Raw genomic sequence first — 21,577 nt, 5'->3', positions numbered from 1 at the left:
AAATGAGTCGACAAGACATGACGATATATGAACATCTGGAGGAATTTAGAAAACGGCTTATGATTGTCGTCGTTTTCTTTTTCATTGCTGCCATTGGGGGACTTTTTCTCGCAAAGCCAATCATTCACTATTTACAGCATGCAGATGAAGCGGCGGCGCTGACGATGAATGCATTTCGAGTAACTGATCCGCTAAAAATTTATTTTCAAATGGCGTTTGTGATTGGGATTATTTTGACATCACCAGTCATTTTGTATCAATTGTGGGCATTTGTCAGTCCGGGTCTGCACGAAAAAGAGCGGAGAGTGACGCTTAGTTACATTCCGGCATCGGTTCTTCTATTTTTGGGAGGGCTCGCTTTTTCATATTTTATTTTATTTCCGTACATTATTCACTTTATGATGAATCTGTCTGGCGATTTAAATATTGAACAAGTGATCGGGATTAATGAATATTTCCAATTTTTATTTCAGACAACCATTCCATTCGGGTTTTTATTTCAGCTTCCAGTTGTGACGCTGTTTTTGACACGGTTAGGTATTATCACACCGCAGTTTTTAAGTCAGGTCCGTCGCTATGCGTATTTTGTCTTACTCGTCGTTGCGGCGCTCATTACTCCGCCGGATATCATTTCGCATATGATGGTGAGCGTTCCATTATTTATTTTATATGAAGTGAGCATTTTTGTTGCGAAAATCGGCTATAAGAGAGCACAGCAGGCAGAAGCTCGTGCTGCACTTGAACAAGAAGAATCCGCCCAATAAACTGGGCGGATTTTATTAATTCTAGCTGTTTTTTACTTTGAAATGAAGCAACATTAACCGGAGACCAGTGCCGACATCAAATGTTGCCAGCAAAATAAGCACATAGTTGAAAAACCTGAAGCCATTTGCATTTACGTCCTGTATAGCGAGAAATATGAAAAATATGCCGAGTATATTATAAAAAACCCCTGCAGCTAGTGGTGACTGTCTCATTAATTATACCTCCTTACGAAAACCACAAAATAAACTGTTGTACTTGTTCTGTATCCTTGATCATTTTCTCAATATCATCCGCAAATACGTACTGCATTAGTACAACGATTGAGTTCATAGACACATGCGCCACAATGGGTACGATTAATTTCTTTGTTTTTACGTAAAGAAATGCGAATGTAAAACCCATTGCCGCATATAATAAAAAATGCTCTAATTCTCTGTGTGCAATGGAGAAGACAAATGCACTAATGAGCGCCGCGAAGAAAAAAGGAAATCGTTCGTATAATGAACCAAATAAAATTTTTCGAAATACAATTTCCTCTAAAATCGGACCAAATAAGGCAACAGACAGCATTGTAAGCGGAACCCATTCAACGAGTTGAATAATGTCTTGCGTATTTTCAGAGCCTTGTTCAATACCGAGCGCCGTTTCAATGATAATCGCGGCATATTGTGCAGAAAAAGCTAGAAACACGCCGGTGATTGACCAGAAAAGTAATTTTCCAGTGGATAGTGATGTCTGTTTTTCAATTTTATTTACATACGTAGATTTCCGCAAAATAAGTAGAATGATTATTGTCGCAAGAGCGAAACTAATCACCGTCCAATAGCCTATAGCCAGCATCTCCATCTTATTCTGTTCCACGCCGGTTGAAATACCAATCTTAAAAAGAAGAGAGGCACCGATGTAACCGGAAAATTGCATTAAAATGTACGTAATTAAAATAAATCCATATTCTTTTTTCACATGAAAACTCCTTTATTCAATTCACTTACTACTCATTGTACTAATAAAGAGGGGGCCCTTCAAATAAGCAGTCTTGCCCTATTTAAAAATTTTTTTGCTTTACACTTGCAAAAGAAAGCCAATTTCATTTATTATAATAGTTGTGTTAGCACTCTTCTGAGTAGAGTGCTAATAAAATTTAATTATCTATTTTTGAGGAGGGTTTCACTTGTTAAAACCACTAGGTGACCGCGTAGTAATCGAACTAGTAGAATCTGAAGAAAAAACGGCCAGCGGAATTGTACTTCCTGATTCTGCGAAAGAAAAACCGCAGGAAGGCAAAGTTATAGCAGTTGGAACAGGACGTGTTCTAGAAAGCGGCGAGCGTGTAGCACTTGAAGTAGCTGAAGGCGATCGCATCATCTTCTCAAAATATGCAGGTACAGAAGTGAAATACGAAGGCGCGGAATATTTATTGTTGCGCGAAAGCGATATTTTAGCTGTTATCGGCTAATCATTACACATAAAAACATATAAATATAAAATTTAGAGGAGGCACTTTAAAATGGCTAAAGATATTAAATTTAGTGAAGATGCACGCCGTGCGATGCTTGCTGGTGTAGACAAGCTTGCAGATGCAGTTAAAGTAACGCTTGGACCAAAAGGACGTAATGTTGTTCTTGAGAAAAAATTTGGTTCGCCGCTAATTACAAATGACGGTGTAACAATCGCAAAAGAAATCGAACTTGAAGATGCATTCGAAAATATGGGTGCAAAACTGGTTGCAGAAGTAGCAAGCAAAACAAATGATGTTGCTGGTGACGGTACAACGACTGCAACGGTTCTTGCGCAAGCGATGATCCGTGAAGGTTTGAAAAACGTAACAGCTGGTGCAAACCCTGTCGGCATTCGTAAAGGAATGGACAAAGCAGTGGCAACAGCACTTGAATCATTAAAAGTCATTTCAAAACCAATCGAAGGAAAAGAGTCGATTGCCCAAGTTGCAGCGATTTCTTCTGGCGATGAAGAAGTAGGACAACTTATTGCTGAGGCAATGGAACGTGTTGGAAACGATGGCGTTATCACAATAGAAGAGTCAAAAGGCTTTACAACGGAGCTTGATGTTGTGGAAGGTATGCAATTTGACCGCGGTTATGCTTCTCCTTACATGATTACAGATTCAGATAAAATGGAAGCAGTGCTTGACAATCCATACATCTTAATCACAGATAAAAAAATTGCAAGCATTCAAGAAATTCTTCCTGTTCTTGAGCAAGTTGTTCAGCAAAGCAAACCGCTTCTTCTCATCTCTGAAGACGTAGAAGGCGAAGCATTGGCAACACTTGTTGTGAATAAACTACGTGGTACATTTAACGCAGTAGCGGTTAAAGCACCTGGATTCGGTGATCGCCGTAAAGCGATGCTTGAAGATATTGCGATTTTAACTGGTGCTGAAGTCATTACGGAAGAGCTTGGTCTTGATTTAAAATCAACGGATATTACACAGCTTGGCCGTGCATCGAAGGTTGTCGTATCGAAAGAAAATACAACAATCGTTGAAGGAGCGGGCGAATCTCAAAATATTCAAGGCCGTGTAAGCCAAATCCGTGCGCAGCTTGAAGACACAACGTCTGAATTCGATCGTGAAAAATTGCAAGAGCGTTTAGCGAAACTTGCTGGCGGTGTTGCTGTCATCAAAGTTGGAGCAGCAACAGAAACAGAACTAAAAGAGCGTAAACTTCGTATTGAAGATGCGTTGAATGCAACACGTGCAGCTGTTGAAGAAGGTATCGTATCCGGCGGTGGTACAGCACTTGTGAATGTATATAATAAAGTAACTGAAGTAGAAGGCGAAGGCGATTTTGCAACAGGTGTGAAAATTGTACTCCGTGCTCTTGAAGAGCCGGTTCGTCAAATCGCGCACAATGCAGGTCTTGAAGGTTCCGTTATCGTGGAACGCCTGAAACGAGAAGAACTCGGTATTGGCTTCAACGCGGCAACTGGCGAGTGGGTAAACATGATCGAAACAGGTATCGTAGACCCAACGAAAGTAACGCGTTCAGCACTTCAAAATGCAACATCTGTTGCAGCTATGTTCTTAACAACTGAAGCAGTTGTAGCGGACAAGCCAGAAGAAGGCGGCGGCATGCCAGCAATGCCTGATATGGGCGGTATGGGCGGCATGATGTAATATCATCCCTCGAAAAAGCGTCAAACCTTGATATATAAAGGTTTGACGCTTTTTTATTTGTTTTTTATTTTGAAAAACTCATAACAGCTAATATTTAAATGCGACTTTTAATGTGTTATTAAGTTGTAGCTTTAAAACAGAGATGTACCGTTTTATTACTCAGTATCAACGTACTGTTGATTAACAAGATACCTATTATTTTTCAAAAAGCCCTGCTAAAGAATGCTATTAACCTTCTTTTGAAACAAAGACTTGGTTAAACGTCAATTTTGATTTTTTAACAAAAGAAAAAGAGCCCTGCGAGGTCCTTTTGGTTATCCCTTGTTGAGCTAACGCACCTGTTAGTTTAATAAATCAGGTACAATTCTATTTTTCATGTCAAACAACAGTGTAATTTAACTTAGCCGAAAATAAAGTTCACAAAAATGTCACTTATGTAAAAAAAATTGGACATATATAATTACATTTATCTCTAAAAGGAAGGATGTTTTTTATTTGCCTAGTAATAAAAAAGAAGGCATTATTTTTGGACTATTTATGTGTTTTGGAATGGTCCTTATTATGTCAGTTTATAACACAGCTTTACACGGATTTTCATCGTTCACTGTAGGGAATGCAGTGATTCAATTTGTCGTAACACTTATCATCGCTTTTATCGCAGAGTCATTAGTTGAACCGAAAGCGCGTAAAATTGCATTATCACTACCTTATGACAAATCGAAAGAAATCAACTTTATTGTGGCGCTTGCTTTTTGTATGGTCCCTACAATGGTTCTTATTATGTCAGTTTACGGACTTATTTTAACAGCATTAATGATAGGAATTGAAGGTTCAATTTTCACAGCATACCTTAAAACAGTTGGTCTAAATTTTATCGTGGCACTTCCATCACAGTTACTAATTGTTGGACCAATCTCACGTTGGCTATTAGCTAAATACATTAAACCATCAACGCAAAAGCCAGAACTAAACGCATAAAAACAAGCAAGCTACTTTTTGGTAGCTTGTTTGTTCCGGGTAGAGCTTCCAAAATAGGTTCCAATATTCTTCTTTAACAGAGCCAAAGCAAAAAAGAAAATTAGTTCAGCAAGATATATAATTGTTTCAATGAGCAGAGGAGGTAATCCACGCTTGAATAAGCACCTTAAAGATCAATATAAAAAGACGTTTAAATTAGTCAAATAAATAATGAATGAATAGAACCCACTTGATTCACTTGCTATTGATTACCCAGATGATGAGTATGTATTTGAAATTCAACAGAATGTATTCACAGCTCTTCGTATAGATAATGCTGAGGAACTGAAGGCTACCTAGCTAATAAGAAAGACAGGTAACTTTAGCTCAATATCAACATCATATGTTTCTAAAAGTTAATCAATAGTTTGCGTCAACTGGTGATCGGGTATTCTACTATAAACGTCTAAAACGATTAAACTTTTTTGTGGAAGTACCATTTAATTTATAATAAAAATAGCATGTTTTAATCAACTTTTTTCAAAACATGCTATTGTCTATTTACTCATTAATTAAGAAATTGAGAATCAATTTGACTAAAATTTACCCTAAGCTTACATAAGTTTAATTGTAATAAATTGGTTTTGAAATAGTTTTTATCAAAAAATTCTCTAAAAAATGTTGCATCCTTGACAATATTGAAAAATGCTCGATACTTTGGGGTGTTTGGATCTGCTATTCAGGATTTCAGAAATAGTTGGTTGTCTAATATCATCTAACTTAGCTGTTTCGACAACAGTCATATTTCTTTCATCAGCTCGCATAGCCGAACCTCCCCTAATAAAAAGCCGCCCTCCTATCAGGAGAGCGGCTCAATCCAATCACTTATTGTTGCACATCAAAACGGTCAGCATCCATAACTTTCACCCAAGCAGCTACGAAGTCACGCACAAATTTTTCTTTATTATCATCTTGTGCATACACTTCTGCAAGCGCACGAAGGATCGAGTTGGAACCGAAGACTAAGTCAAAGCGAGATGCTGTGCGCACCACTTCACCTGTTTGACGGTCATGACCTTCGTATTGGTTGAAGCCTGCTGGTTTCCATTCGATGCCCATATCTAAAAGATTTACGAAGAAATCATTTGTCAATTGGCCAACGCGGTCTGTGAACACACCGTGTTTTGTACCGCTATGGTTTGTACCAAGCACACGCATACCGCCAAGAAGAACCGTCATCTCAGGTGCAGTCAATCCTAGCAACTGAGCTTTGTCAACAAGCATTTCTTCAGGGCTTGTCGAGTATTCCGCTTTTTGGTAGTTGCGGAATCCGTCAGATACGGGCTCTAATACGTCGAAGCTCTCTACATCTGTCTGTTCTGCCGTCGCGTCACCGCGGCCAGGCGTGAACGGAACCGTTACATCAAAGCCTGCGTCTTTCGCTGCTTTTTCAATCGCAGCGCTTCCGCCAAGGACGATCAAATCAGCAAGGCTGACTTTTTTCTCAAGCTGGCTTTGGATGTTTTCATACGCATCTAGCACCTTTGAAAGTTCAGCTGGCTCGTTCGCTTCCCAGTCTTTTTGTGGAGCTAAGCGTACACGTGCACCGTTTGCACCGCCACGCATATCAGAACCGCGGTATGTGCTTGCAGATGCCCAAGCTGTTTTTACTAGCTGGCTTACTGTTAGACCAGAGCTTAGGATTTTTTCTTTTAAGTCAGCCACTTCAGCGTCGGATAATGTGTAATCCACTGTGGAAATTGGATCTTGCCAAACCAATTCTTCTTGTGGCACTTCAGGACCCCAGTAACGAACTTTTGGCCCCATGTCGCGGTGAAGAAGTTTGAACCATGCGCGTGCGAATGCATCTGCAAACTCTTCTGGGTTTTCGTAGTAACGGCGAGAGATCTTCTCGTACTCTGGGTCTTTGCGTAATGCCATATCTGCGGTCGTCATCATTGTTTTCACTTTGATGGATGCATCCTCAGCGTCTGGCGCCATGTCACTTTCTGGAAGGTCAGCTACCTCCCATTGGAATGCACCAGCTGGGCTCTTTGTCAGTTCCCACTCGTATTCGAATAATTGCTCGAAGAAGCCGTTGTCCCATTTCGTTGGGTTCGCTGTCCAAGCACCTTCGATTCCACTTGAGATGGTATCACGGCCGTTCCCTTTGCCGTGTGTACCCAGCCAGCCGAAACCTTGTGTTTCTAAATCGGCTGCTTCAGGGTCATCACCTACAAGAGATGGATCTCCTGCACCGTGCGCTTTACCGAATGTGTGTCCGCCTGCCACTAAAGCAACGGTTTCTTCATCATTCATTCCCATACGGGCGAATGTATCACGGATGTCTTGCGCACTTGCCAGTGGATCTGGCTTGCCGTTTGGTCCTTCTGGGTTTACATAGATAAGACCCATTTGTACTGCTGCAAGAGGGTTTTCAAGCTCACGGTCACCTGAATAACGGTTGTCCGCTAACCACTCTTTTTCATTTCCCCAGTATACGTCTTCTTCTGGATGCCAGATGTCTTCGCGTCCTGCACCGAAGCCAAATGTTTTCAGACCCATAGACTCAAGCGCTACGTTGCCTGTTAGAACAAGCAAGTCTGCCCAAGAGATTTTGTTTCCGTACTTTTGCTTGATTGGCCATAGTAAACGGCGAGCTTTATCTAAGTTTACGTTATCCGGCCAGCTGTTCAGCGGTGCAAAACGTTGTGAACCAGAAGCGCCGCCCCCACGTCCGTCAGCTGTACGGTATGTGCCAGCTGCGTGCCATGACATACGAATGAAGAAGGGACCGTAGTGACCGTAGTCGGCTGGCCACCAGTCTTGGCTATCCGTCATTAAGTCATGAAGATCTTTCTTCAATGCCTCATAGTCTAGTTTTGAGAATGCTTCTTTATAGTTGAAGTCTTCCCCAAACGGATTTGATTTTTTGTCATGCTGGCGCAGGATGCTAAGGTTCAGCATGTTTGGCCACCATTCTTTGTTTGTCGTGCCGCCAGGTTTTCTAGAAGTTGTGATGGCGCTGTCTTTGTGACCGCCGCCCGCACCAGTTATAGGGCACTGTGCTTCGCCTACTGCTGTATGGCTTTTTTGTTCGTGGTTGTTGTTCGTGTCCATTTACAATTCTCCTCCTAATTAGATAATCTTGTGCAAAATGGTGCATGTGCTAATGATTGTGCCTATTTATATGGAAATAATCATTATCTATTTATAATTATACTAAACTATATTTGAAATTTGAAGCGAGAAGGTCAACGAATTGAAGAAAAAATTTATAAGAGACTTATAATTGCAAAAAAAATGACAATTTTCTCTCTATAATTTTATAATTTTTTTTACATAACCGATCATACAATTCTCCTTATTGAATAAAAAAAGCGGCTGTATTTATTTTATACAGTCGCACAACATTAGATGGGTAGTTACAGCAGGGGGGAGGCAAGATATAGAATCATTCAAAAGGGTCTTACAGATAATAGCTTGGTGCTCAGCAGCATCCACCGCCGTATCCACCACCCATGTAAGATGCTCCAATGATGATTAAAAGAATGAACAAGACAACAACTAGTGCAAAGCCAGAGCCAGAGCCACCACCACAATATTGGGAACTCATAATTATCACCTCCTTGTTTACTACATTAGATGCACCAAGTAGTAACCTGGAAACGGACAAACATCACGGATAAGATTTTAAATTTGTTCCAAATGACAAACACATAAGACAGGCGGCTATGGACGAGAGTTACTGAATCATGTTAAGTGGGGATTAGCGCATTAAGAAAAAAGCCAGATTAATACCTGACTGTAAAAGAGTTGGAAAATGACAGGGAACTATCATACAAAAACGGTATGTACTTCTAAGAAAAGTTTATACAAAAAAAGCCGAGGAAAGTCCCCAGCTACAAGTATTAGAAGGTTCAAACTTATGAGAAAGCTTCACACAGTAACAGTTTAACCATTTCAGATAAATATATACAAAGGAGTAAGGGTTGCATCGGATTATTATCCCGTGATGATGAATTTGTGAATTATTGGTTATTGAATGCGTGTATATAGTAGAGCGATACTGTGACATAAAAAGAGACAGGTTTCCCCATCTAATTATTTAGCTTATCTAGCTTGTCAGAAATAGTTCTTAAAATTTTGTTCTTTTCCTGCTGCAATTTAAGGAATTTAACTAGAAACCAAATGACAAATACAACTGGGGCTATGTAAAAGAAGATAGTTAAGATTGGGAAAATGGCAAAAACCGCATCTCCATTCATTTATGAGCCTCCCTTCATTCTGAGTAATTATACCATGTGAAGCAGTGGAACTATGTATACAATATATAAAAGTAGTGAACAGCACGTTCATAAGGAGAAAGACAATTTTTTATAATACTTGCACCATTTATAGAAGTAAGGAGTAGACCTATAAAGTGAAGGGGGTGAAAGTGAAATGGCGGAAAAGAAAATCTATTTAGTGAATGGCGCTTTATTAATTAGAACAGAAGATGGCATTTACTTTTTGCAACAAGAAGAAAATGGTACGCCATTACTCATTGAGAAAGAAGAAGGTGAGCATCTACTTTTTGAAACGGTGGAACAACTAACAACCGTTATTGAAGCGATATACGAAACGAGCAGTATGAACGGTAATCTTGTTGTGGCTTATGAAGATGCACTGCGAGAAATAAACGACTATGCACCTTTGTTAAATGAAAATTACTTGTTACAATTGTATGGTTTAAAAGAAATTGCAATAAAGGCATTGGAAGGTTAGTGAACAGAAAAGTATTATATAAACAACTAAATAACTAACGTCCCAACGGAAAAACTGACGGGCATCAAACTTTAGAGTGGGTTTACACCTGCTTTAGAGCTTGGTGTCCTTTTTTATTGAGAAAAGGAGTGATCGTGATGAATCCGAGCAGCTGACACAATCGGAGAAGGACCATTAGGAAGTGAAGCAAGAACGAACGAAAGAAAGAAAAGCCGCCGCAGAAGAAGCTGTCTGATCGTGAAGCTTAATGGGAAGGATATACGGACACTCATTTATAAATACAAACAATCATTATGTGCGTTGAAAGAAATGAAAGCAGTCATTGAAATTGAGGCAGTTGTGTCGAATAGAGTAGTCGAAGAAGAACGGGAAATCACACTGGTTAGGGCAGAAGTATCATAGGAGTATACAGCTGAATTGCTTAGTATCACTAAATCATCCGCCCATAGGTATTTAGAGTGAGCTGGAGGGAAAATAGAAGAGCATAAAAATGGCAGTCTTTTTCTTGTTTCATAAGAAGGGATATTTTTTGTTGATAAAGAGTACCTTTAATATGTGATTCTCTCATAAAATAAGTAAAGGTGGCTAGATTTTCGCTTGAATAACCAGTAAATCTCCTATATAAATAGGGCAAATGCAGTTTAATAATTACTGGGTAAAAGGAACTGAATTAATCGGATTATTTACTAATATTATTGACGTAACATTATTCGACATGATTTAATTTATATAATTATTAATGATAAAGGCAAACTTATCGAAAGGTAAGGACGCAAAACTACGGGTCTAACATTCTTATGGATTATGACAGCCGGGTTGCCAAATAGGGCTTTAACCCCATATTTGGACCAATAACTGTTTAAGGTAGGGTGGAAAATGCGGGGAGAAACAAATGAATTAAAAATGAACATTGAAAAGTTTTTTTTGTTATTACAAAACTATCCGGATGACTTTGATTCGACTATAGTATTTGTACGGTTTTTGCAATCCTTTGTAAGGATAAACGTTCAAGAAAGAGTGTTACCTACTATGGAAGTAATGACATTGATAAAAGAGCAGAAACCCCATGTGTTCCGTTCGATGAGTAAACTTTCAGGAAATGATAATGTGTTAGCGTTTCTGACTGATTCATCAATGGATCTTCAACAAGCAGAGAATAGACTCCAATCTATTTACGAAGGTAAATAAATTATATGATAAAGATGGGACAAAAATGGACAGAAGAAGATGTTTACTTTTTACAGAAACGTATTGGCGGCAGTTCCTTGTCAGCCATCGCAAAAAAACTTAATCGGAGTGAAACTGCTGTTTCACTAAAATTAAAGAAGATGGGTCTTAGGAACACAAAAAAGGCTACCGGCCTTTTAACAGCTAGTGAGCTAGCTGAAGCTTTAAATGTAGATAGAAAAACGGTACACAATTGGATTCAGTTTCATGGACTTGAAGCAACATCACGCATAACCTGTTATGAGCGTAAATTTGTCCTAGTTGACGTACATTCATTTTGGGAATGGGCTAAACAAAACCAAGAGAAAATCGATTTCCGTCTTATTGAAAAACATGCGCTCCCTCCTGAACCAGAATGGCTAGATGAAGCTCGTAAGACTGCTACTGAGAAGAAAATAAAAAAATATAAGCACTGGACAACAAAAGAAATTGAACTGCTTTTAAAGTGGAGAAGAGAAGGATTTAATTTTAATGATATTGCCGAAAAGCTGAATAGAAGCAGGGTCAGTGTTGAACGCCGTTATGCACGTTGTAAACTGCATTTTGAATAATGAGAGGTTACTAAGATAAGTTTAGATAGATTTAGATTCTTAATTAAAGATGGGCGATGTAATATCATAAAAAAGAGCATTAAACCTTCATACAAAAGGGTTTAATGCTCTTTTGTTTGACGCTAAAAACCCAAAACGTATCAAAACTTATAGATTAATATTTTATAATGAAAAAATAACTTTTTTTATATGAATTTGGACTTAGGTAACCATACTTCAACGCTGGTTCCTAAATTAACTTGGCTGGTGATATGGATGGAACCTTTGTGACTTTCTATAATGCGAAAGCTTACTGTCATACCTAACCCAATGCCTTTTTCTTTTACACTATAAAAAGGTTCTCCAATGTGCTTTAAACGGTTTTCTTCAATTCCGCAACCATTATCTTCAAACGTAACGGCAAAATAATCCTCATTTATATCATATATCGAAACATTGACTTCACCTTTTGTAGAAATGGCTTCCATAGCGTTTTTGAGTATATTTATAAACACTTGCTTTAATTGACTATCATAACAATACGTATCAAATTGATCTAATTCGGTCATATTTAATAGAATATTTTGTAGCGAAGCTTCTGTTGATAACAATTGAATGACTTCTCTTACAATCGTATTAATGTTTTTGTTAGAAAAAGTAGCGCCTTGTGGTTTTGCAACTAGCAGAAGTTCATTAACAATGATATTAATTCGATCTATTTCATCTAATAAAATGTCGATATGGTCCTCAAGTTTAATTGTTTTTTCTTTCCCCATTTGCATAAAGCCTTTAATTGTTGTAAGAGGATTTCGTATTTCGTGAGCAATACCAGCAGCTAGTTCACCTAAAACAGACAATTTTTCTGATTGTCTTAACATTATTTCTGTTTCTTTTAAATCAGTAATATCTCTACCGATAATTAGTAACGCTTTTCTAGAACCATCTTTATTAAAAATAGGAACTTTGAATGTATCGAAAGTTTTGTCTGAGCCGTCTTTTAAAGGGATTATTTCTTCACAACGAGTTATCTTTTCTGCCTTCCAAGCTTCTTCGTCTGTATCAATGCAATAGATCAAAGCATCATGATAAAAATCCGTATATTTCGCTAACTCTTCGTTTGTTTTTCCTTTGTAATTGACGCCTTCTAACTCGAATAAGTTAATGCCAAATTTATTCATTTGAAGACACTTTCCTTCTCCATCTTTAAATGAAATAAAGTCAGGCATTGTATCAATTAATAATGCTAGCTTCTCCTTCTCTTCTTCGATTTGTTTTATCTCCTTTAAGTTTCTTATAAAATAAGATAAAAGTATAGATGTGATGAAAACGAATAATAACCCTTTTATCATTTCCAAGAAGAAGATTTTTTCGACAGGTAAATGAGATACCTTTAATAAATAATCTGTAATAGGGACCCAAATTGTTCCTATTACTAAATATAAAAAAGGTATGCTTCGGAAAAATTCAGTGCGATTTTTCATAGTTCTTCTCCTTAAAAGAGTTTTGATTTGAATTAGTTATTGTTACATAAAAACAAGGATTCTACAATATAAAAAAGATTGACTAAGCAGTTGTTTAATTTGGATAAATATAGAATAAACGAGCGAGGAATAAGTATTGTCAATTGGGGGATTTTTGAGAAACTGAAAGCTCGAGGATAGGGCACTTACATGAATATATAAAGAAGATTTACAGCCCTACAGCAAGCTTATGGCAGAGCATAGGGAAAAAACTGCTTAATGAGAGAAGGAGAGATTTCATGAAAATCATTATAGCACCCGATTCATTTAAAGGGAGTCTAAGTGCGATTGAAGCAGCAAATGCGATAAACAGGGGCATTAAAAAGGCGTTTAAGAAAGCGGAAACAGTATTACTCCCTGTCGGTGATGGAGGCGAAGGAACGATGGAAATCTTAGTTGCTGTTACAGGAGGAGAAATAAGAGCGATATCCGTTACGGGTCCGTCAGGCAGTGAGGTCAAAGCAGGCTATGGAATACTGGGTGATGGTGAAACGTGTGTAATTGAAATGGCCTCTGCATCTGGCCTGCATTTAATACCTGAGGAGAAGTTGTCTCCTCTACAAGCAACTACTTACGGCACCGGGCAATTGATTCAACGGGCTCTCGATGACGGATTTACTTCCTTTATTATTGGTTTGGGAGGATCCGCGACAAATGATGGAGGAGCTGGAATGCTTCAGGCTCTAGGCCTGCAGCTTTTAGACAAACAAGGAAATGAAATCGGCTATGGTGGTGGCGAATTAAATAAAATTAAAAGGATTGACTTGAATTCTTTCGATAAGCGAATAAAAGACAGCCAGTTTATCATTGCTTCGGATGTTCAAACGCCGCTGATCGGACTTGATGGGGCTTCTCATGTTTTTGGACCTCAAAAAGGAGCTACAGCTGTGGACGTAGAATTGTTGGATAGTAATCTCACCCATTGGGCAGACGAGATTGCAAAAGCAACCGGAATCAAAATTCACGAACAACCGGGCGCAGGTGCAGCTGGAGGCAGCGGAGGAGCATTTCAAGCCTTTTTCCCTGTCAAAATGAAACGTGGAATAGATGTCGTTCTTGACTATATTAAAATGGATGATGAATTGACGAATGCCGATCTTGTCATTACAGGGGAAGGAAAAGTTGATGGTCAGACAGTACTTGGTAAAACACCAATGGGCGTCGCTCAGGCAGCAAAAAAACGAAATGTTCCAACCATTCTTATGACTGGATCTATTGGAAAGGGTGTTGAAGTACTCTATGATTATGGCGTTGTAAGCGTAAATAGTATTATAAATAATCCGATGACTTTAAAAGAGGCCATGGAACATGCGGGGGAATTACTAGAATTAAGTGCTGAACAAGTTGTACGCTCTTATTTCCATTGTAGTATAAAGAAATAAACATGCATCTGGAATTTAGGTAATAAGTTGTTAAAGAGTTAAATGTATAGAAAGAGACGAACCTAATTTATGTATAAAAAGGGTTCGTTTCTCTTTCATTAGGACGGCTTTTTTACAAAACGTAAAGACGAAGAAACGATCTTAAAAAGAAGGTGCCCTACGTACAGATGGGGCAGCAAAAGTCATTACGTTCCTCGTTTTAGATGCAGCCATCTTTAAGTCATTTCATCTAAAGCGGTTATATGAATAGTGGTAATATCATTTAATATAAGCTGAAGGGCTTCTGATAAAACTTCGTTAAAATCGGAGAACGTGATGATTGTTTCACTTCCGTACTTCAAGGAGTCGCCTGAAGCGTCTGTTACTTCGCAGACTATATCGATTTTTTTATAATCATCTTTATCAACTGTAATGGATATGTTAAAATTTTTGTGCAGCTCTTTAGCTAGTATATCATTTAGCTGCCATAAGGAAGGTCGATCAATCCCTTCTTTGGAGACCATTTCAATAATGACGTTGGAGAGCTCTTCTGGCATATAAAAACAAAAGTTTTTTGGGGGAATGGGGCATTCATTAAGATGGGCATATATAAGAGCAGGAATAGGTTTTTCAAAAATTCGTTGCCCTGTAAACAAATGATATAACGTGCAGCCCAACTGATAAATATCCGTCTTTTCTTCATAACTTTCTCCTTTCCATTGCTCCGGTGCACTATAAGAGGGCGAACTAAATTGGCTTACAGTATGAGTTCTCGTAAATTCATCAAAAAAACGTGATAAACCAAAATCACCAACTTTTATAAATCCGTACTTAGAAATGAAAACGTTTAGTGGTTTAATATCTCGATGGAATATTCTTTTTTTATGAGCATAATCGATTGCCATGCATATTTTAGACGCTATTAATAAGGAAATATAATAGTATGTTTCTTCATCAATTACAGCCTTGGTTTGATTAATAAATGTTAACGCATTGATCCCATCTATATATTCCATAACCATAAAAGGCGCTTGTTCCATCTTAGCTACATGGTGTATGCCATAATCAAGTACTGTCACTACATTAGGATGACCTAATAAACCGGCGCCTATGTTAGCTTCATCATTAAAGACCTTGAATGCACGGTCATTAATCTCTAACATATTTTGATTTACCGTTTTAATGGCAACGGTTCTATTTAGTACCTTGTCTTCTGCTAACCATACGGCCCCCATGCCCCCTTGAGAAATCTTCTTTGCAAGCTGATATCGATCAGCTAAGACATCACCTAAACGAAACAGAATCATCCCTCCTCTCCGTTTTTATGAAAAAAATCCTTCATTATAATCTATACAGCGAAAAACAAAGACATATTTGTACTTCTTAAAACTTTTTCATTAACTTTAAGCTGATGATATTGATTAGAAGTGTAATACCTATTCCAGCATGGACACTAATTGGAATGTATCCACTATTCAATAGGTCAATGGTAAAAAGTACTTTCTAAATCAAGTGAGGAAGGTCTCCCGAAAGCTGAGGGGAACGTAGATGAAAGGTGAGTAGGAAAAGCTTAATTGTGAAATTGATCATTGTGTTTATAATGCAAGGTATGAATGAAAAAAAGAATCTTCAAGAATGAAGATTCACAATTATAATCTCTACTATTATAATGTAAATCTGTTCTCTAAATCATCAAAACCTTGATCGTTGTCTTTTCTTACCTCGAACCGCAATCCATCACGAGAAAAAACACTGATTTCATAGTTTTTGTACTCCCCATCATTTTTGTGTTTGCCTTTTACACCATAGATAAATCCAATATAGTCTTTTCCTTCTCCTGGCAAAAACTCTTCTTCAACGAAATAAATGTCTTTGTAGTCGAAAGGCCTGCTTGATAATACATTTTTGATTGTTTCTACTGAGCTTGACAAGTCACATTTTATTTTTTCTGAGGGATTCATCCTGAACAACTCCTTTCTATATTATTGTATCCAATATTTAAAGCTGTATTATGTTATTCCCTATATAAATCGTTTTAAACGTTTATTTTTGTATAATAAGTGACATTTAATGAAAGTAGAGGTGAACAGTAATATGGATATAAAAGTGGTACAATAGTGACAAATGTATGAAAGACGGAAGGAGATTTTTAGTTGTGCGTGACATGCAAAAAAAAATTATTGAAGAGCTAAAAGTGAAACCAGAGATTACTGCGCAGGAAGAAATTAGACGAAGTGTTGATTATCTGAAAGCTTATTTGCGTCACCATTCATTTTTAAAAGGTTTTGTGCTCGGTATTTCCGGCGGGCAGGATTCAACACTTGCTGGTAAACTTGCACAGATGGCGGTCGATGAATTAAAAAAAGAAACAGGTTCTGAAGATTATGCTTTTTTTGCTGTACGCCTTCCGTACGGTATTCAAAAGGATGAAGGTGACTGTCAGGATGCACTTGATTTTATCCAGCCTGATGAAACATATATCATTAATATTAAACCGTCTGTGGAAGCGAGTGAAGCGGCACTTAGGGCTAACGGTATTGAATTAACGGACTTCGCCAAAGGAAATGAAAAAGCGCGCGAACGAATGAAAGCACAGTATAGCATTGCCGCTATGAAAAATGCGGTTGTCATCGGCACGGATCATAGTGCAGAAGCGGTAACCGGTTTTTACACAAAATTTGGTGACGGGGGCGCTGATCTTGTTCCGCTTTTTCGTTTAAATAAACGACAAGGGCGTCAAATGCTACAAAAATTGGATTGCCCAGAGCATCTGTATACGAAAGTGCCGACAGCCGACCTTGAAGAATATCGTCCGCAGTTGCCGGATGAAGTGGCACTTGGTGTTGCGTATGAACATATTGATGATTATTTGGAAGGAAAAGACGTACCAGATGCAGCAGCAGAACGAATTGAGGAACTCTTTAAAAAATCAGCACATAAACGTCATCTGCCCATTACGGTATTTGATGATTTTTGGAAAAAATAACGCATCCTTGATCTAATCGGGAAGTTTTTTTGAGTCTGAATTTTCAATAAACGAGACAACGCCTTGACCGGTCCGCTGTATACATATAAAATGAGGTCAAAATGTTTGAACACGAACAAATAATAGCGGATTGTTTCCTATAATACGGAATAGTTGAAGAAAGAGGAGTAGATACGATGACAGGAAAATCAGAATTGCAAAATCAAGAAATGATTCTCGTACTTGATTTTGGCAGTCAATACAATCAATTGATTACACGACGAATTCGTGAATTTGGTGTATACAGTGAGCTACATCCGCACACAATTACGGTGGAAGAGATTAAAGAAATCAATCCAAAAGGGATTATTTTTTCAGGCGGTCCGAACAGTGTGTATGCAGAAGGTGCATTTGGCTGTGACGAGCGTATTTTTGACTTGGGTATTCCGATTTTTGGAATTTGCTATGGCATGCAGTTGATGACAAAACATTACGGCGGTAAAGTAGAATCGGCTTCTCACCGTGAATACGGCAAAGCAGCGATCAATGTGCAGACAGAATCCGCGCTTTTCGCCGAACTTCCGAAAGAGCAAATTGTTTGGATGAGCCATAGCGATCTTGTAACGGAAGCACCGGCAGGATTTACGATTGATGCAGTGAATCCGTCATGCCCGATTGCGTCGATGAGTTATGCGGAAAAAAATCTTTATGCTGTTCAATTCCATCCAGAAGTAAAACATTCTGTTTATGGCAATGATATTTTGAAAAATTTCGTCTTCGGCGTTTGCGATTGCACAGGAGACTGGTCAATGGAAAACTTCATTGAAGTTGAAGTGGAAAAAATTCGTCAAACAGTCGGTGACAAAAATGTTCTTTGTGCCATGTCAGGCGGCGTTGATTCATCTGTGGTTGCGGTATTGATACATAAAGCAATCGGTGATCAATTGACATGTATTTTCGTCGATCACGGTCTTCTCCGTAAAAACGAAGCAGATGAAGTGATGGATACCTTTGCAAATGGATTTAATATCAACATTATTAAAGTAGACGCAAAAGACCGCTTCTTGAGTAAACTTGCGGGTGTTTCTGATCCAGAGAAAAAACGTAAAATTATCGGTAACGAATTTATTTATGTATTTGACGATGAAGCATCGAAACTGGAAGGTATTGATTATCTTGCGCAAGGGACACTTTACACAGATATTATCGAAAGCGGAACAGCGACTGCACAAACGATTAAATCGCATCATAACGTCGGTGGCCTGCCAGAAGATATGCAATTCCAATTAATCGAACCGCTTAACACATTGTTTAAAGATGAAGTGCGTTTGCTCGGTTCTGAGCTCGGTATTCCAGATCATATCGTCTGGCGTCAACCGTTCCCAGGTCCTGGTTTGGGCATTCGTGTTCTTGGAGAAATTTCTGAAGAGAAATTGGAAATTGTCCGAGAATCAGACGCAATTTTACGTGAAGAAGTGCGTAATCATGGACTTGAGCGTGAAATTTGGCAATACTTTACGGTCCTTCCGGATATCCGCAGCGTTGGTGTGATGGGTGATGCGCGTACGTACGATTATACAATTGGCATTCGGGCGGTTACATCGATTGATGGTATGACATCTGATTGGGCACGTATTCCTTGGGAAGTGCTTGAAGTAATCTCAACTCGTATTGTAAATGAAGTGGCACATGTAAATCGTGTCGTGTATGACATTACGAGTAAGCCGCCTGCAACGATTGAGTGGGAATAAACGCAAAATAATTATTCGAAAAGTAATTAATTCATATGCAGTATAAGAATGAACGAATGATGTATAAGTAAGATGGGGAAGAACTATATATTTAGTTGCACATGTATCGTATATCGTCGAGAAGTGGCTTGACAGTTCTTACTGGGCTGCCTTAAATGGTCGGACTACGTATAAGTGGGCATGTATAATCTCTTCTTCTTGGTCGTGCCTGGAACCAAATTGTTCCAGGCATTTTTTCGTTAACATAAAATCGAGAGGAGCCGAAGAAATGAAAAAATTTTTCAGGATGAATGAATTGGAAACGACATATCAGCGCGAAATTATCGGTGGTTTGACGACATTTTTATCGATGGCATACATTTTAGTTCTCAATCCGCTGACGTTGTCATTGCAAACAGTGCCTGATTTACCAGAAGCAATGAGAATGGATTATGGAGCGGTATTTACAGCGACGGCACTTGCAGCAGCAATCGGATCCATCTTAATGGGGTTAATGGCTAAATATCCAATCGCACTTGCGCCGGGTATGGGATTGAATGCGTTTTTTGCTTATACAGTCGTATTGACGTATGGTGTTCCGTGGCAGACAGCATTGACAGGTGTTTTATTCTCGGGGATTATTTTTATTATTCTAACGCTAACCGGTCTGCGTGAGACGATTATTAATTCGATACCGGCAGAGCTGAAATATGCAGTTGGTGCTGGTATCGGTTTATTTATTGCATTTGTCGGATTCCAGAATGCAGGCATTATTGTCAATGATGATGCGGTACTTGTCGCTCTAGGCAACGTAACATCGGGGCCGGTGCTTTTGACGGTTTTTGGTTTAGTTTTAACAGTCGTCCTTATGGCTAAAGGTGTTCATGGTGGTATATTTTATGGAATGCTTATTACAGCTGTTGTCGGGATGTTTTTTAACCTTGTTGAATTGCCAAAGCAGATTGTCTCAAGTGTACCGAGTATGGCACCGACATTTGGTGTGGCAATTGAGAATATATTCCAAACGCCTGGTGAAATCTTTACAATTCAAATGCTCGTCATTGTCCTGACGTTTTTGTTCGTTGACTTTTTTGATACAGCAGGCACATTAGTAGCTGTAGCTAATCAGGCAGGCTTAATGAAAGACAATAAACTACCGCGTGCAGAAAAAGCATTATTTGCAGATTCATGTGCCACTGTTGCGGGTGCGATCTTCGGTACATCGACAACAACATCGTACATCGAATCATCAGCAGGTGTTGCGGCAGGAGCTCGTACAGGTCTTGCTGCTGTTGTAACCGGCATCCTTTTTTTACTCTCGTTATTCTTTTTCCCAGTGCTTTCCGTCATTACATCGAACGTAACGGCACCAGCGATGATTATTGTCGGTGTTTTAATGGCATCGTCACTTGGAAAAATTGACTGGGCGAAATTTGAGGTGGCAGTTCCCGCTTTCTTGACAGTTATCGCCATGCCACTTTCGTACAGCATTGCAACAGGGATTGCGACCGGATTTATATTCTATCCGATTACGATGATCTTAAAAGGCCGTTCAAAAGAAGTGCATCCGATTATGTATTTCTTGTTTATTGTATTTGTTCTTTACTTTATCTTTATTAAATAAGCGAATCACACCTTCCTATCAATAGGCAGGTGTTTTTTTGGGCTATCATGCTATACTGTAAAAAAAGCTGAACGATGGGGATGCTACCATGGAAAATTTCTTTGTGAAAAAAGTATTAAATAATAATGTGCTTATCGCATCCGGCGAAGATCGTATTGAAGTGGTGCTCATTGGTCGGGGAATTGGCTTCGGCCGCCAGCATGGAGACGAGATTGTTCGGGAATCTGTTGAAAAACTGTTCGTACTTACTGATCGGAATGAGCAGGAGCAATATAAAAAATTGCTGCCGAATATTGATGATGAAACATTAAAGGTGATGATTGCAGCGGTTGAATTAATTCGCGATCGTGTAGGACAAAGATTAAACGAGCATATTCACGTCGGCCTCACTGATCATCTTTTGTTCGCTGTTAATCGGATGATTCGGGGGATTGGGATACGCAATCCATTTTTGCTGGAAACGAAAGCACTTTATCCATTTGAATACGAAGTGGCAGAAGCGGTAACTAAGCTCATTAATCAGCAGTTGACGGTGGCGCTGCCGCCAGGAGAAGTAGGTTTTATTGCGCTTCATATACATAGCGCGATTGCGAATAAAGCGGTTTGTGATTTAAGCCGTTATTCAGAACTAATGGCAACGCTTATTCAACTGATTGAGATGCAGTTAGATGTAGAGCTTGATAAAGAAAGCATTGATTATATGCGGCTTGTCCGTCATATCCGTTATACAATTGAACGGGTTGTCCGCGGTGAAAAAGTGGACGAACCAGAAAAAATAGCAAGTCTCTTGAAAACGGAATATCCAATATGCTATAGTTTATCTTGGAAGTTAATCAAAGTAATGCAGCAAACATTAAAAAAGCCAGTGTACGATGCGGAAGCGGTTTATTTGACGATGCATCTGCAACGGATTCAAACAAAAATGAAATAAATTATTCGTTCTTTACGTGTTACTGATACGATCAGGCATGAGTAAAGGAGATTTAGGGGAAAACAGG

21 protein-coding genes and 2 riboswitches are annotated in these 21,577 nt (G+C 38.7%); of the genes, 13 read left to right on the top strand and 8 right to left on the bottom strand.

Annotated features, from left to right (window positions below; translation table 11 throughout):
* The first annotated feature begins 2 nt into the window (after window positions 1–2).
* Complete coding sequence (gene tatC / locus BLL40_RS12555) at window positions 3–764, top strand: twin-arginine translocase subunit TatC (RefSeq protein WP_073712246.1); 762 nt, start codon at window positions 3–5, stop codon at window positions 762–764.
* 21 nt (window positions 765–785) lie between these two features.
* Here the strand turns inward: tatC and BLL40_RS12550 are convergent, their stop codons facing one another.
* Window positions 786–977, bottom strand: a complete 192-nt coding sequence (locus tag BLL40_RS12550; RefSeq protein WP_073712245.1) for a DUF4305 domain-containing protein — start codon at window positions 975–977, stop codon at window positions 786–788.
* 13 nt (window positions 978–990) lie between these two features.
* On the bottom strand, window positions 991–1,728 hold the full coding sequence (locus BLL40_RS12545) for a CPBP family intramembrane glutamic endopeptidase (protein ID WP_073712244.1): 738 nt from the start codon (window positions 1,726–1,728) through the stop codon (window positions 991–993).
* A gap of 208 nt (window positions 1,729–1,936) precedes the next feature.
* Between BLL40_RS12545 and groES the strand changes: the two genes are divergently transcribed.
* From groES to BLL40_RS12530, 3 genes are all read left to right on the top strand, one after another.
* Window positions 1,937–2,221: a co-chaperone GroES gene (groES, locus tag BLL40_RS12540; RefSeq protein WP_073712243.1), complete on the top strand. Its 285-nt coding sequence runs from the start codon at window positions 1,937–1,939 to the stop codon at window positions 2,219–2,221.
* A 51-nt stretch (window positions 2,222–2,272) separates the two neighbouring features.
* Window positions 2,273–3,898, top strand: coding sequence for a chaperonin GroEL (groL, locus tag BLL40_RS12535; RefSeq protein ID WP_073712242.1), 1,626 nt, complete (start codon window positions 2,273–2,275; stop codon window positions 3,896–3,898).
* 495 nt (window positions 3,899–4,393) lie between these two features.
* On the top strand, window positions 4,394–4,876 hold the full coding sequence (locus BLL40_RS12530; protein WP_073712241.1) for a DUF2798 domain-containing protein: 483 nt from the start codon (window positions 4,394–4,396) through the stop codon (window positions 4,874–4,876).
* An 864-nt stretch (window positions 4,877–5,740) separates the two neighbouring features.
* On the opposite strand, the gene katG is transcribed toward BLL40_RS12530, so the two are convergent.
* The 3 genes from katG to BLL40_RS17580 form a co-directional block, all read right to left on the bottom strand.
* Window positions 5,741–7,975 carry a catalase/peroxidase HPI gene (katG, locus tag BLL40_RS12525; protein ID WP_073712240.1) on the bottom strand — a complete coding sequence of 745 codons (2,235 nt, stop codon included), beginning with the start codon at window positions 7,973–7,975 and terminating at the stop codon, window positions 5,741–5,743.
* A gap of 370 nt (window positions 7,976–8,345) precedes the next feature.
* Window positions 8,346–8,471 carry a YjcZ family sporulation protein gene (locus tag BLL40_RS12520; RefSeq protein WP_073712239.1) on the bottom strand — a complete coding sequence of 42 codons (126 nt, stop codon included), beginning with the start codon at window positions 8,469–8,471 and terminating at the stop codon, window positions 8,346–8,348.
* Window positions 8,472–8,955: 484 nt separating this feature from the next.
* Entirely contained in the window at window positions 8,956–9,123 is a 168-nt protein-coding gene (locus BLL40_RS17580; protein WP_173799925.1) for a hypothetical protein, read from the bottom strand.
* A 175-nt stretch (window positions 9,124–9,298) separates the two neighbouring features.
* On the opposite strand from BLL40_RS17580, the gene BLL40_RS12515 reads away from it, so the two are divergent.
* The 4 genes from BLL40_RS12515 (at window position 9,299) to BLL40_RS12505 (ending at window position 11,400) form a co-directional block, all read left to right on the top strand.
* Complete coding sequence (locus tag BLL40_RS12515; RefSeq protein WP_073712238.1) at window positions 9,299–9,622, top strand: hypothetical protein; 324 nt, start codon at window positions 9,299–9,301, stop codon at window positions 9,620–9,622.
* Window positions 9,623–9,859: 237 nt separating this feature from the next.
* Window positions 9,860–10,024, top strand: coding sequence for a hypothetical protein (locus tag BLL40_RS17425; RefSeq protein WP_159434223.1), 165 nt, complete (start codon window positions 9,860–9,862; stop codon window positions 10,022–10,024).
* A 335-nt stretch (window positions 10,025–10,359) separates the two neighbouring features.
* A riboswitch (cyclic di-GMP riboswitch) is annotated at window positions 10,360–10,446 on the top strand.
* A 52-nt stretch (window positions 10,447–10,498) separates the two neighbouring features.
* Window positions 10,499–10,810 (top strand): hypothetical protein, encoded by a 312-nt coding sequence (locus BLL40_RS12510; protein WP_073712237.1) that lies wholly within the window; start codon window positions 10,499–10,501, stop codon window positions 10,808–10,810.
* Window positions 10,811–10,815: 5 nt separating this feature from the next.
* Window positions 10,816–11,400 (top strand): helix-turn-helix domain-containing protein, encoded by a 585-nt coding sequence (locus BLL40_RS12505; RefSeq protein ID WP_083566513.1) that lies wholly within the window; start codon window positions 10,816–10,818, stop codon window positions 11,398–11,400.
* Between the two features lie 185 nt (window positions 11,401–11,585).
* Here BLL40_RS12505 and BLL40_RS12500 read toward each other — a convergent pair whose 3' ends face one another.
* The gene (locus BLL40_RS12500) at window positions 11,586–12,860 is read right to left on the bottom strand and encodes an ATP-binding protein (RefSeq protein ID WP_073712236.1); all 1,275 of its coding nucleotides are present in this window, start codon (window positions 12,858–12,860) and stop codon (window positions 11,586–11,588) included.
* Between the two features lie 278 nt (window positions 12,861–13,138).
* Here BLL40_RS12500 and BLL40_RS12495 point away from each other — a divergent pair, with 278 nt between their 5' ends.
* Window positions 13,139–14,281, top strand: a complete 1,143-nt coding sequence (locus tag BLL40_RS12495) for a glycerate kinase family protein (protein WP_073712235.1) — start codon at window positions 13,139–13,141, stop codon at window positions 14,279–14,281.
* 215 nt (window positions 14,282–14,496) lie between these two features.
* Here the strand turns inward: BLL40_RS12495 and BLL40_RS12490 are convergent, their stop codons facing one another.
* Window positions 14,497–15,567, bottom strand: coding sequence for a serine/threonine-protein kinase (locus tag BLL40_RS12490; protein WP_073712234.1), 1,071 nt, complete (start codon window positions 15,565–15,567; stop codon window positions 14,497–14,499).
* A gap of 357 nt (window positions 15,568–15,924) precedes the next feature.
* Window positions 15,925–16,221: a hypothetical protein gene (locus BLL40_RS12485; RefSeq protein WP_073712233.1), complete on the bottom strand. Its 297-nt coding sequence runs from the start codon at window positions 16,219–16,221 to the stop codon at window positions 15,925–15,927.
* Between the two features lie 203 nt (window positions 16,222–16,424).
* Here BLL40_RS12485 and nadE point away from each other — a divergent pair, with 203 nt between their 5' ends.
* From nadE to glcT, 4 genes are all read left to right on the top strand, one after another.
* Window positions 16,425–17,246: an ammonia-dependent NAD(+) synthetase gene (nadE, locus tag BLL40_RS12480; protein WP_073712262.1), complete on the top strand. Its 822-nt coding sequence runs from the start codon at window positions 16,425–16,427 to the stop codon at window positions 17,244–17,246.
* Between the two features lie 176 nt (window positions 17,247–17,422).
* Window positions 17,423–18,976: a glutamine-hydrolyzing GMP synthase gene (guaA, locus tag BLL40_RS12475; protein WP_073712232.1), complete on the top strand. Its 1,554-nt coding sequence runs from the start codon at window positions 17,423–17,425 to the stop codon at window positions 18,974–18,976.
* An 85-nt stretch (window positions 18,977–19,061) separates the two neighbouring features.
* Window positions 19,062–19,163, top strand: a riboswitch (purine riboswitch).
* Window positions 19,164–19,244: 81 nt separating this feature from the next.
* On the top strand, window positions 19,245–20,579 hold the full coding sequence (locus BLL40_RS12470; RefSeq protein ID WP_073712231.1) for an NCS2 family permease: 1,335 nt from the start codon (window positions 19,245–19,247) through the stop codon (window positions 20,577–20,579).
* A gap of 88 nt (window positions 20,580–20,667) precedes the next feature.
* Window positions 20,668–21,510: a glucose PTS transporter transcription antiterminator GlcT gene (glcT, locus tag BLL40_RS12465; RefSeq protein WP_073712230.1), complete on the top strand. Its 843-nt coding sequence runs from the start codon at window positions 20,668–20,670 to the stop codon at window positions 21,508–21,510.
* Window positions 21,511–21,577 lie beyond the last annotated feature (67 nt).

Origin of the sequence: Domibacillus mangrovi, assembly GCF_001906925.1 — a bacterium.
GTDB lineage: Bacteria > Bacillota > Bacilli > Bacillales > Domibacillaceae > Domibacillus > Domibacillus mangrovi.
The sequence above is the reverse complement of the archived record's forward strand: the minus strand, read 5'-3'. Positions and strand labels throughout refer to the sequence as shown.